The 12,844-nt window shown below is 48.0% G+C and carries 11 protein-coding genes; 3 read left to right on the top strand and 8 right to left on the bottom strand.

From position 1 onward, the window contains the following. Nucleotides 1-74: 74 nt before the first annotated feature. The 3 genes from OGY08_RS21415 (at nt 75) to galE (ending at nt 2,925) form a co-directional block, all read left to right on the top strand. The gene (locus tag OGY08_RS21415) at nt 75-710 is read left to right on the top strand and encodes a carbonic anhydrase (RefSeq protein WP_003826059.1); all 636 of its coding nucleotides are present in this window, start codon (nt 75-77) and stop codon (nt 708-710) included. Nucleotides 711-917: 207 nt separating this feature from the next. Then, nucleotides 918-1,856 carry a glucosamine inositolphosphorylceramide transferase family protein gene (locus OGY08_RS21410; protein ID WP_125363095.1) on the top strand — a complete coding sequence of 313 codons (939 nt, stop codon included), beginning with the start codon at nt 918-920 and terminating at the stop codon, nt 1,854-1,856. 52 nt (nt 1,857-1,908) lie between these two features. Next, nucleotides 1,909-2,925, top strand: coding sequence for a UDP-glucose 4-epimerase GalE (gene galE / locus OGY08_RS21405; protein ID WP_103285666.1), 1,017 nt, complete (start codon nt 1,909-1,911; stop codon nt 2,923-2,925). 46 nt (nt 2,926-2,971) lie between these two features. On the opposite strand, the gene OGY08_RS21400 is transcribed toward galE, so the two are convergent. Genes OGY08_RS21400 through OGY08_RS21365 form a run of 8 tightly spaced genes read right to left on the bottom strand, consistent with a single transcriptional unit; the run spans nt 2,972 to nt 12,843 of the window. After that, complete coding sequence (locus tag OGY08_RS21400; RefSeq protein ID WP_125363096.1) at nt 2,972-4,363, bottom strand: DUF4832 domain-containing protein; 1,392 nt, start codon at nt 4,361-4,363, stop codon at nt 2,972-2,974. Nucleotides 4,364-4,394: 31 nt separating this feature from the next. Beyond that, the gene (locus tag OGY08_RS21395; RefSeq protein ID WP_003826052.1) at nt 4,395-4,802 is read right to left on the bottom strand and encodes a hypothetical protein; all 408 of its coding nucleotides are present in this window, start codon (nt 4,800-4,802) and stop codon (nt 4,395-4,397) included. Between the two features lie 2 nt (nt 4,803-4,804). Beyond that, nucleotides 4,805-5,917 carry a glycosyltransferase family 4 protein gene (locus OGY08_RS21390; protein WP_060683352.1) on the bottom strand — a complete coding sequence of 371 codons (1,113 nt, stop codon included), beginning with the start codon at nt 5,915-5,917 and terminating at the stop codon, nt 4,805-4,807. Between the two features lies 1 nt (nt 5,918). Next, nucleotides 5,919-7,130, bottom strand: coding sequence for a glycosyltransferase family 4 protein (locus OGY08_RS21385; protein ID WP_060683351.1), 1,212 nt, complete (start codon nt 7,128-7,130; stop codon nt 5,919-5,921). A gap of 14 nt (nt 7,131-7,144) precedes the next feature. Next, on the bottom strand, nt 7,145-8,134 hold the full coding sequence (locus OGY08_RS21380) for a glycosyltransferase family 2 protein (protein ID WP_008785586.1): 990 nt from the start codon (nt 8,132-8,134) through the stop codon (nt 7,145-7,147). A 4-nt stretch (nt 8,135-8,138) separates the two neighbouring features. Further along, the gene (locus OGY08_RS21375) at nt 8,139-9,509 is read right to left on the bottom strand and encodes a capsular biosynthesis protein (RefSeq protein WP_286566513.1); all 1,371 of its coding nucleotides are present in this window, start codon (nt 9,507-9,509) and stop codon (nt 8,139-8,141) included. Then, nucleotides 9,506-10,717 (bottom strand): lipopolysaccharide biosynthesis protein, encoded by a 1,212-nt coding sequence (locus OGY08_RS21370; RefSeq protein ID WP_032944673.1) that lies wholly within the window; start codon nt 10,715-10,717, stop codon nt 9,506-9,508. Before OGY08_RS21370 ends, OGY08_RS21375 begins: the two co-directional genes overlap by 4 nt. Further along, nucleotides 10,714-12,843, bottom strand: a complete 2,130-nt coding sequence (locus OGY08_RS21365; protein WP_103285671.1) for a GumC family protein — start codon at nt 12,841-12,843, stop codon at nt 10,714-10,716. Before OGY08_RS21365 ends, OGY08_RS21370 begins: the two co-directional genes overlap by 4 nt. Between the last annotated feature and the right edge of the window lies 1 nt (nt 12,844).

Raw genomic sequence — 12,844 nt, 5'->3', positions numbered from 1 at the left:
TCTGTCGGCTGGTGTTAAACTGGAAAATGTGATCTTCATCATAACCTGCTTAAACAGAGACAAGAGACACTGCTATGCAACATATCATCGAGGGCTTCCTCAACTTCCAAAAAGAGATTTTCCCTCAACGCAAGGAACTCTTCCGCAGCCTGGCATCCAGCCAGAATCCTAAGGCACTTTTCATCTCCTGTTCCGATAGCCGCCTGGTTCCAGAACTCGTTACTCAGCAAGATCCAGGACAGCTTTTCGTTATCCGCAACGCCGGTAATATCGTACCGTCATTTGGTCCGGAACCAGGTGGTGTATCCGCAACCATCGAATACGCGGTTGTCGCACTTGGCGTAACGGATATCGTCATCTGCGGTCACTCCAATTGTGGCGCGATGAAAGCCATTGCCGATAGCCAGCCCCTGGATCCGATGCCCGCTGTCGCTCACTGGCTGCACTATGCCGATGCCGCGAAAGCCGTGGTCGATAAAAAAACCTGGGATAACCCAATCGATAAAGTTAACGCCATGGTGGAAGAGAACGTTATCGCACAGCTTAACAACATTAAAACGCATCCTTGTGTCGCGGTTGGGCTGCGCAATAATGCGCTTCGTCTGCACGGTTGGGTGTATGACATCGAAAGCGGTGAAATCCGTACCCTGGATAAAAACAGCAAAACCTACGTTTCCCTTGCAGATAACCCGCAGGTGCATTTCGAGTAATTCCCCCACTGGAGCAAGGATGCTCTGGACATCTCCTCTCCCTATTTCTGTTAGTGGACAAAACAGGGGCTTGCGACTAGTTTTAAAGTAGCCACTGGTGTTCCACATCGGTTTTCGCACATTTATACAACATTGCGGCAGGCTCATTCACTGAGTCGCAAACAGCTGTTCATACATGGTGCAGGCGATAAAAAGGAGCAGGTGCAGATGCAAACAAAAATAAAAAGAATAATGGATAAGTTATTTTATCATGAGTCGTGGGACATCATGCTTATTAAGGATAATGGTACACACTCATTCCCCGACAACACTCTGGAGATATTAAGCAAATCCACTGCGCAGCAGTTAAAAAAGAAATATACATTTCAGGCCGATCCTTTTCTGATTGAAAAAGACGATAAACTGTATGTTTTCTATGAAGCTCTTAGCTTCCGCAACTCAAAAGGCACGCTACGATGTCGCGTTCTAGACCGTGAACTGGTTGAACTTGAAGATATTAGGCTTGAAGGCTTTGACGACTTAAAGTGTCATTTGTCATTCCCTTATCTGATACATATCAACGATCAACTGTTCATGATCCCCGAGTCTTCAGAAAGAAAAGAGGTAATACTGTTTCAGTCAATTGAGTTCCCTGCACGCTGGAAGCAAGTTAAAGTTTTAATCTCTGATACCAAATTAACCGACAACGTATTTATCTCAATTAATGAAACCTGTTATCTGTTGTCCACCACGATGGATAACGAAATAATTATTCATTCCGCAGATCATATTTATGGACAATGGCAGCGGATTACCCCCTCATTGAAGGTGAGCAATCCTCATCATCGAGGTGCAGGTGCCTCCTATCTGGTCGAAAATAAAATGTACTTCCTTACACAGGAGTGCACACCTGAAACTTATGGAAAATCAATATATATCAAAGAATTAGTGACACTAAACGACGCTAATTTTGTTGAAACTCTGATCGAACAAATCAATTCGTCGATCAACCATAGTGACGGCGTCCACACGCTGAACTTCTCAAATAACTATATTGTTTATGATACAAAAATAAACAAATTCAGCTTTTTATCTATACTTAAAAAAATATCTTATAAATGCATGGTGAGGTATCGCAACTATTACCTTACCAAACGTAACCAATAACGCGTTCTCTATGGTACTGGCGTGAATCAATCCCCGTTTATCTGGAGTCTGTATGGCAATTCTTGTCACTGGTGGTGCAGGTTATATTGGTTCACATACTGTGTTAACGCTACTGGAAAGAGGCGATGATGTCGTAGTCATCGATAATCTGGCGAACGCCAGCAGAATCTCGCTGGACAGGGTCGCGGAACTCACCGGAAGAGAGCCCATTGTCTATATCGCCGATGTTCTCGACAGGCAGGCATTAAAAAACATTTTCGCCGACCATAACATCACCGATGTCATTCATTTTGCGGGACTCAAATCGGTTTCAGAGTCGATAAAAGAGCCCCTCGCCTACTATGAAAACAACGTTACCGGAACGCTGGTTTTACTGGATGAGATGCTGGCCGCTGGCGTTAATCGTTTCATTTTTAGCTCATCTGCGACGGTATATGGTAATCCAGAAAGCGTACCACTGAGCGAGCAATCACCTACGGGCGGCACCACCAATCCGTACGGTACGTCTAAGTTGATGGTCGAACAAATTCTGGCCGATTTCTCACGTGCACAACCCGATTTTCGCATTACCTGCCTGCGCTATTTCAACCCGGTTGGCGCCCATCCATCGGGTCGGATTGGTGAAGATCCTAACGGTATCCCTAATAACCTGGTTCCGTATATCTCCCAGGTCGCGATTGGTAAGCTGGAAACCGTATCGGTATACGGTAATGATTATCCAACCCCTGATGGTACCGGTGTGCGTGATTATATTCACGTCATGGATCTGGCGACCGGTCATTTAGCCGCGCTGGATTGCCAGAACAAAGGCGCGGCTTACAAAGTGATTAATCTCGGTACCGGTGTTGGTTATTCCGTGATTAATCTGATTGAGGCGTTTGAAAAAGCGGCGCAGACAAAAATAAACTATCAGTTTGTCGCCAGAAGACCCGGAGATATTGCCGAATGTTGGTCTGACCCATCGCTGGCATACAAAGAGCTAGGTTGGAAGGCCATCTATAACCTTGATGAAATGATGCGTGACACCTGGAACTGGCAAAAAAATAACCCGAATGGGTATCAAATTTAATGTTCTCAGCAGCGAGCCTGACCGTCAGGCTCGCTGCTGTGTCTGACTAGCGTACCGTTATTGTTGACACCCGGTACCAGCCGCTGCTCTGTTTCCCTTCATTGGCAAAGTTAATTCTCGCCGCACCCGACTTATCCAGCATCGCAACCTCAATCGCGTATTGCCCTTTCGCCAGTCGGCCTGGCATAGATAACGCATAACTGACCTGATACTTACCGGGGAGCCAGCGGCGAATATCCTCCGCGGAATTCCCCTGTGCCACCACCTTATTGGCGCTGTCTACGACCCGGAATGCCAGCATGTATGGCAGATAAATCGGTGCGATACCCTCATTGTACCAGGTACTGTTTAATGTCAGCGTTTGTCCGCTGTCCCACACGGACTCATGGCTCAGGGACGCAAGGCGAAATCGATAGCCCAATTTGGTCAGCGCATCGTCGACAATCGGTCGATAGTCGCTGGGTATCGTTCTCGATTTCAGGTTAATGGTACTGGCGTGCTGCTTGACCGCCCAGTCAAAAATCCCCTGCACTTCAGCACGTGTATAGTGAAAGGTGTTCTTCCAGTCCTGCATATACGAGCAGATCTCCAGACTCACCGGCGCACGTTTCCAGGCATCGTTGAACCCTGAATAACTCTGCTGCGCAGCCAGCAATCGCTGCGGGTAATCATCAGCCATATGGTTCCAGGAGTCCGAAAATACGCGCAGGTCCCCCCAACAGTCCGCACGCCACCCAGCCCCACGCGCCACCGCATTCGCCAGACTTTGACCGCCGCTTATCAGCATGGTTTTTGGCGTCACCGGAAAAGCAGAAAAGTGCATCGCGACGTAGCGATCCAGTTGCGCCGTGGTGTATCGCTCCAGTAATGGCTTCAGGTGCGGGAAGTTGCTGTTATGCCATTCTCCCCACGATCCCACCATGCCAATATCAACAAACGCGAGATTCTCATTACCATCGTAGCGTTTACCAAATGCGTTCAACAGACGCTGGCTGTATTCAATAAACAGAGGATCGTCTAAATCCGGGGCAAATGTCTTTTTATCCGGCGTCCAGGTTCCTTTCACACCTTTTTTAATCAGCCAGTCAGGTATTTGCGAACCGCTTTCCGGCTCTGCCAGAGCCATAAATCGTAGCCCGACATTCATCGCAGGACGATGTGCCGCCGCGTATTTGAAGGCATCATCCACCAACGCAAAATTGTACTGGCCTTCGACTGGCTCCAGATCCCGCCAGTAAAAACGCTCGTATTCAAATCCGGTATTGGGATAGTCCGCCAGCCCCAGCGTTTCACCGTATCCCTGATGAAAACTTGCCACGCCAATCCCCGGATTGGTTAACGGGCCCGTCAATGCTTTGGGGGTAACGGTCGTCAATGCGGCCATAACCGTCAGCGGGAAAAACATGCACAACAACGCACAAACCCATTTACGCTTCATCGCAATGACGTCCTCCACCAATTTGTTAACACTAGCGGTCTTTCAGGCTTAACCACCAGTCCCAGATACCTACGTGAAAATTTTGGAACACATCAATACCTAACGCGGATTTGATCATATACAGCGTCAGCAATATGCAGCAGGTGACGAATAGCACGGCAATCAGCAGCAAAAAAGTGAGCAACATTCTCGACAGGGTTGATTCCTGGCGATGCTGGCGGCGTAAATCTCTGCCAAACAAAAAAACCAGATAATAACGCTTACTGAAAAAAGGAAAGCTTCTGCGAATATCGATCTGATGCCGCGAAGTCAGGGTTGTAGCAAGGAGCGCTTTTTCCACCCCTTCTTTTTGTTCAGGGGTCAATTCCTCCGCTATCCGCTCATCAAGGTGAGCGTAAAACCGTTCGATGGCAGGAGGACGATTTTGAGGACTGGTCAAAATTAACCTATATCTTTATCAATGGAGTGGTAGACGTTAACCGTCTTTTTGGCGATTTCATGCCAATTGTAGTTTTGCAAATATACACCATAGTCCACGCTATTTGCTGTTGCCCCTTGGCCTAATTTTTCAGCCAGACCGGTTACATCTCCCACCTTAAAATAGTCCTCGGCGGGCAGTTGAACTTCAAGGTTAGCCGGAATATCACTGACGACGGCCGGAAGAGAAAATGACATTGCCTCCAGCAGCGCAATAGGCAATCCTTCATGGTATGAGGGCATCACAAACAATTTAGCCTGCGAAAACACCGCCTGAAGTTCGTCACCACGTAAAAAACCAGTCATCACAACACCTGGCGTGTCGGCGGCAAGCTTTTTGAGGCGCACGCTGTATTCGGTCGGATGATCCGCATCGCCAATTAACACTAACGGCATGGTCAAACCACTGTGTTGATAAGCGGCGATGGCATCATGCATCCCTTTTTCTTCCACAAACCGCCCAACCACCACGAGGTAGTTTTTCGGCTGCAGCCCAAAGCGGGAGAGCGTATTGTCGATGGTAAGCTGTGATAATAACCTCGGCTCGTTCACGCCATTGTGAATTAAATGCGCATCATAGCGACCGTGTTTTTTCTGGATCAGTTGATTAATAACGTCAGAAATCACAATCACCTCGTTGGCATATCTCACCGCCCAACGCTCACCCAGCAACAATATTTTTTTGGCTACAACCCCCCATTTCTGGCGATCGTAATCGGGCCCGTGGTGGGTAAAAACCACCTTTTTACCCATCACGCGTAAGAGTGGGATCACAAGGCCGGGGCCGATAGCATGGACATGCACAATATCCGAATGGTCGATACATGTCCTAAACGCCGCTAAAACGGAATGGACAATCGCTTCCAGCGAGCGCTTTTTGGGTGCCCACAGCGCGTAGGTTTCGACTTTCTTATATACCGATCGTTTGTAATTTACATATGGCGAGCGAGCGATCACGCAAATATCCACGTCGAACTGCTGTTTAATGGCAGGATAAAGATTCTGACAGTGTGTCTCCACACCGCCCAATACATCGGGAATACCACGCGTTCCAAAAACCGTTATTTTTTTACTCATACTATGGCCTGCTCAGCAGTTCTTTATACAGCGCCTGTAGGGTATCCATATGTTTACTCAGCGCATATTTTTCACTCAACCGTGCACGTCCATGTAAACCCATATTCCTCGCCTTATCAGGCGAGTCGGCCAGAGCGTCCATCGCATTGGCTAACTCCTGCGCATTGCCCGGTTCGAATAAAATCCCTTCGATACCGTCACGAATTTGTTCCGGTATACCGCCGATGCGCGACCCGATAACCGGCTTGCCTAAGGACATCGCTTCTAATATCGCCATAGAACAGTTTTCATAGCATTCTGAAGGCAGGATCACCGCTCGCGCATGCTTAATAAGGTTGTCGAGGGCTTCCCCTTGTTGCACATAACCTAAAAACTCAACATCAGGGTATTTGGCGGCTAATTCATCATGCAACGGACCGTGCCCCACAACTTTCAGCGGCGCTTTGTTCTGCATTTTTTTATGCGCTGCCAACAACGTTGCCACGCCCTTTTCACGGCTCAGACGGCCAAAGTACAGCATATAGCCCTCATCGCTCACTTCAGCCAGGGGACGGCTGTCATCAACGCCATTGACGATGACATCAATGCGCGAATTTGGCAGCGTGCGCAGCAAGACACCGCGTAAAAAAACGCTTGGTGAAACAATCACATCCAGTGCCTGATAGTTTTGTGCAATGTACTGCCAGGTTGCCTCCAGGGAGAGCAGTAAACTTTTTGAGGCTGAACCTTCCTGACAACGATACCTGAAGGCATTGAAAACCGTTCCGGTAATACAGGAATCACACACTTTGCCGTCGCGCAGCATGGAATACGCGGGGCACACAATCTTATAGTCATGCGCAGTCAGCACCGTTTTGCAGCCAAAATTGCGCGCAACTTTAATCAACGCCGGTGTTAACTGATGGTAGATGTTGTGAAAGTGGACGATATCCGGGCGCTCTTTTTCTAATAGCGCCAGCATTTTTTTGCAGGCCTGCGAATTATGAATAAAGTTAACCGCCGTTTTGATACCACCCAGCAGATTGCTCGCTTTGTGGTAGTCCACATTACTGACGAAATAATCCGCATAGTCCGAGGGGAAATTATTCTCATGCTGCATAGAGAAATCAATAACCTGCACTCCGGCCTGTTTCAGCATATCGCGCTCTTGAAAATAAACCGTTTCCGCGCCGCCTTTGATGAAAAAAAACTTGTTAACCAATAATACTTTCATGGCGCCTGCCCCGGTTATTCATGAATGATTTTACTGTTAGGCGGAGTCAGCGGATCGCGTACCGGATAAAAAATACCTTTGATCAGCCCCGCTGAGCGTACGATTAAATTAATAACGCTTTGCAGCCCATCTGTTAACGAGCGGTTTTGCACAATCTTCAACAAAGCAAACGCCAGTAATGGTAGAAGCGCAACGGCAAACACATTGATATTTAAACTGAGCATCGCCACAAATAAGAGAATAAGGTAGAGCGCAAATACCGCCTCATTCTTCACGATGTTGAATGACTGGGAAAACCAGGGTTTCCCCCAACTACAACGCAAAAGCTCACCTGGCGCCTGGTAATAACCGCTGGTCCAGCGCCGCGCCAGCATCTTAAACGTCGGCAGCGTATGTGACGTATGGCTGAAGTAAGGAATATCCAGACGCCGCAGTTTATAGCCTGCTTCGATTAAACGCAGGCCCAGTTCAGCCTCTTCATACGCGTGCAAATTACGGTTAGTCAGATAACCAATTTTTTCAATTGCCGACCGACGATACAGCCCACCGCCCCCCAGATGATCGCTATCCCCGAGTGGATAGATTTTATTAATGCGTTGCTTACGCGATTTAAACTCATAGTTTACGGCATCATCCATTTCAACGGTTCCCGCAACGCCTGCATATTCTGGTTCGGCCTGCAAAAACGCGACGGCCTGATCCACAAAGCCCTCCTCCAGCTCCATATCGCCGTCCATCAACAACAGATATTCCCCTTCACTATACAGATAACCTAACTGGTGCCCGACGCCACAGCAGCGATCGCCAGGGTCAGTTAAGGACACTACGGTCACCCCTTTATCGATCGCAAGCTGTTGGGTGTTATCCGTTGACAGACTATCTGCCACAATAATTTTGTGTGGATAATCAATAAGCTGCTTACGGATACTGTCAATCGTCTTCTCAATACATTTAGATTCATTGAGTGTTTTAATACTCACTGAAATAAACGGTTTTTGGTCCATACAATTACCCTACGCAGCGAAGGACGGTTCGACGAATCACTAAACTTGATCCTAGTGATAAATAGAACAGGAATTGTAACATCGGTGTAATCATCAGTATCTGGCTATAAGGTAAGCTAATTAAGCAACCAATCGCAAAAGCGTTAAACGCCGGTGCAAAGCTCAATAACTGGAGATCCTGCTGGTCCAGTTGTTCAAGCGTCAGTAATGGCTTTGGCTGACAAACTTTCAGGATATAAATGAATAAGCTAATAAAGAGCAACGTGCCGATCACCCCCACTTCCCACAGCAACATACTCAGGGAAGTCGAGTCGAGAATTAAGTTGTAGATAATATTCAAAAAGCCCGGCGACACCGTACTACCACTGTTAGTTGCATTGAGTCCGTAGCCAAATAACGTTCCTGAAAGCCCCCACAGATCGTTATTTTTCAACCAGAACAGGAACGTCGTAAAGCGCCCTAACTCACCGGTAGACATAATGTAGTTCGGATCAAAGATATAGCTTAAGGAGTCGATAAAAATACTTAACGAGCTTTTCGACGGATCGCCGCCGAACGCCGTAGAATAATAGTATGCGAGGATCACAATCGACAGGCTAATAAGCAACAGCATTCCCGCCACAATAACTAACAACGTCTTCAGATTGACCTTACTAACGTCTTTGACGTAGCTCGGTGAAAGCCACACCCACGCCAGGAATATAGGCGATAGCAGGATGACAAACTTCACTTCACCAATGATGCATAACCCGATACCGAGAACAATATGCAGCGCCATGGACTTGAACGTGGTGAGCCCATGCTTATATTCGGAGACTTTTAACAACATAATTAACAGGCAAAACAGGCCCATTGCGGCAGTATTCCCGCCCCCCATTGGGTCACCGCCAAACGAGCCAACCACGGAGTCCCATTTCTCATCTTCGCCGCGCACCGCAACGCGCTGGGGAACGACCAGTAAAACCTGATAAATCATTACCGGAATCTGCGCGTAAAACACCCAATACAGATAGCGCGTTGCGCGGTAAATCTGTGATTCCCTGCAAAAGCCCAGCAGCAAACAGATCATCACCAGCGACAGCGCAATTTCGTTTTTAAATGCCACAATCGCGACGGTGATCCCGCCCTGAATCAGCGTCGATGCTCCAGCCAGCACCAGAAACGAAAAGTACAACGCCAGGACAATCGTCTCCTGGGCATCCAGATGTAAGGAGCCATCACGCGTCTGCATCACCAATAATCCCACCATCAACAGGGTCAGGAAAAAAGGTATCCACAGCACTGACTGCATGCCGGTAAAGTATTGCACCAGGCCACACAGGATCAGCGTGACAAAGGTATAAACCTGTAAATAGTATCCGGTATTCAGCGTCATAGTATCACCGGCTTGTCTTTCAGGAGATTGGCTCGCTTATTCATTTTCAGATAAATGAAGGCGTAGCGAATAAATGTCAGTGAAGAAAACAAGATGACCGACGTTGCATAATCTTTATAAAAATAGGGCGTCACAACAAAAGCGAAGAGTACAATCGCCAGCTGTTCCAGTTGGATACGCAGAAAATAGCGATGGGAACCAAAAATAAGCTCTATCACCGTCAGAGGGCTTATCGCCAGCGCCGGGAATAAATAGGGCAACATGTAGCGTGACGTCTCAATGGAGTTTATCCAGTCTTCGCTAAAGCCGAGGCGCATCACAATCGGATAGAAAATAAAAACCCCAAGGGTACAGATAACCCCTAGTACCAGCAATAGCATACGTACCTTGGTATACTCCTGATAGTTAAAGGTATTATTTCTGAAGTCGATAGACCATTTGGAAAAAATAGTATTGCGCACCGCATTCCCGATGATCACCACCGGCGCCAGGCAAAAGCGGCTAACCACGGAAAAATAACCCGCCGTCAGCGCCGAGAACCAAAAGTTAATCAGCATAATAGGCAAATTGCTGCTGGCCATCGCCAGCACTTCCGCGCTGCCCACTTTGGTAATGTGATGAATATTCTGTTTGAAAAAATGCCAATTACTGGTGGGCCGCAGATGTCTGGCCGCCACCGAACGAATATCAAACGAATGCAAAATACAGCTTATGGTCAGCACCATCGTCGTGCAGGCCCACGACCAATAAAATAGTTGTACATGGTGCGTAACCAGAACCGAAAGTAATACCACCACAGAGACAGAAATACGCTGGAAAATCAGAAAACGAAAGTTGGCCGTGCGTAGCGACAGGTTTTCCGAGATTAAAACCCACGCCGTTGCCAGCGTCAGCAAATAGAGAAACAGAATGTTCTGGTGAAACAGCCACGCGGTCAGCACAGCGTACGGTAAGGCAATGATCGTGCTTTGGATCAGGCAAAACACAACATTCTGCACCAGTTCGTCATCCTGCTGTTTAGGAATTAACAGCTGTGATGCAAAGGTACACACCTGAGCGCCCACCACGGCGATGCTGTAGTTGAGCGCATAAAGTCCCACTTCAGCCATATCGTACTTGTGTGAAATCAACCAAATAGACAGTGCACCAATCAACTGCGAGATGACTGATGAACCGGCTATTGTGGAAGCGCTCTTCAGTAGACTCATACGCGGCCTGGCGTTGCCATCAGTTGATCGGTACTGAAGTTCAGTGAACGCAGACCCTCTTGTGTCTCAAGATCCTTTTCTTCAACTGCATTGAGCACCGCACCAATCACCACGCCGTTATTTTCCTCGATCTTATCCAGCGCGTTGGCGATTTGTCCGGCGGACCCCGCCCCGGCTTTCACAATGAAAACAACGCCATCGACGGCACGTTTGATCAGTTGAACATCCTGGCTCTGATTCACGGCAGCAACATCAATAATGATGCGCTGATAATGCGATTTCAACTCGCGCATTAAGAGTTCAACATGCTCCGACGACAGCATCAGTAAAGATGAGATGGTGTTCTTGCCGTGTGGAATAAAGTCGAGATTATCACTGAGTTTGATCCTCGCCTGTTCAAGCTCTGTCTCCCCGCGCAGCAGTTCCGCTAAGCCTGCGGATGTAGCTGACGCCAGCTCGGATGTGAGCCCACCAGTGTTAAAGAAATCTGCATCAATAAGCAGTGTTTTCTGGTCGAAACTAAAAGAGTTCGCTAACAGATTCGCCAACAAAGAACGCCCATCGCCGTGCTCCGTCGACGCCACAGCGAGCGTCTGTAAAGGTCGATTATCCAGCATAATCCGGGTACGGATACCGTGCACAATATCGGCATTAAGCGGGTTCTTCATGATCATGTCCCGCACCTGTGCGCGCCCTGAGGTTCCGCTAAAACGACGAATTTCACCCAATGGAACAACATTGAGCCGTTTTTTCATGCGACTGAGGGTACCGATTGAGTTATCCATTGCCGCTTTGACAATGAAATACATGATGCTGAACACCACCACCAGCATGACCACCATCAGCAACAATAAAGATTTATTCGGTTTCGCCGGTTTTAACGCGGGAACCGCAGGGTCGTATAACACCGCATCGGCATTCACGCCGGACAGCGACAGCTCCTGAGTACGTTGATAAAGCGATTTATACAGGTCTTCCATTTTATCTAACGACAGCTTTTGACTGTTCCAGGCATCCCGTTTTGACGCCATTTTCTGGAAGATCTCTTTCTGCTCAATCACTTGCTGTTGATAGTTTTTTTCGTCCGCCAGCGCCGCCAGATATTGCTGACGTAAACCGACTTTCAGCTCGCCCAACACTCGTCCGGTCTGGCTTTGGATCGACTGAACATCGGCCTCGGCTTTTAAAATAGCGGGATTTTTTGGCCCATAGACTTTACGCTGTTCGGACAACGTTCGTTGCGCCTGAATCAACGCAATGCGCAAATCCTGGATCTGAGCGTGGTTAGAGACCGAAGGCAGCGAGATAACGCTCTCAAGGGACTTACCTCCCCCGTTCACCTCGTTATAGACGGATTCAGCGGCAACCCGACGCTGGGTCGCATCGGCCAGGCGATTAGTTACGATACTTAACTGCTCGGTTTCAAAACCATCGATACCACGGAAGGTCAGCAACCCGGCATTTTTCAGATAGCTGTCCATCTCGTCTTTTTGCTTGGCTATCGACTTCTGAATCTCTTCCATTTTTTCAAAATTCAGTTCGCGAGCTTTCTCCACCTTCAGACGTTTCTGCTCCACCGTATAGTTGATGAAAGCCTGCGCGACGCCGTTGGCAATATCAGCCGCAACCTGAGGCGAAGTTGATTCATAGGTAATGGAAGCCAGGTTCGTCGTGCGAATACCGATGACATTCAGGTTTTTCGATAACGTTTTCAGCGCTTGCTCCATTCTCAGTTGCCGACTTTCATTGCTATCAGCCCCCTGAGCACCGGCTTTTTCCCCGGTAAACTCCGGGTTTTCATCCAGCTTCATATCACGTACGGCTTGCTCCAGCACAATACGTGAATGCATCAACGCATATTGTGTTTCGTAGTAACCACTGCGTGTTGAATCGAAACCATCAACCTGTGGAAACGGAGAAACGTTATCAGCCTGCGCCTTAATCAGCACCGTCGCCGTTGAAACATACTTTGAGGACATCATGCTGATTAACGGATACGCGACGACCCCGGCAACGATACCGGCCAGCGCGATTTTCCAGGCGTTCTTTTTCAGCTCTTTGGCAAAGCGGGAGAATTCGACACTGCTTTCTCGTTTTTTGCCGTTTTCCACTATTGATAGTTTCATC

It is taken from the genome of Citrobacter sp. Cpo069 (assembly GCF_030332785.1).
Lineage (GTDB): Bacteria > Pseudomonadota > Gammaproteobacteria > Enterobacterales > Enterobacteriaceae > Citrobacter > Citrobacter portucalensis.
Note: the sequence above shows the minus strand (reverse complement) of the source record. Positions and strands in the feature narration are given on the sequence as shown.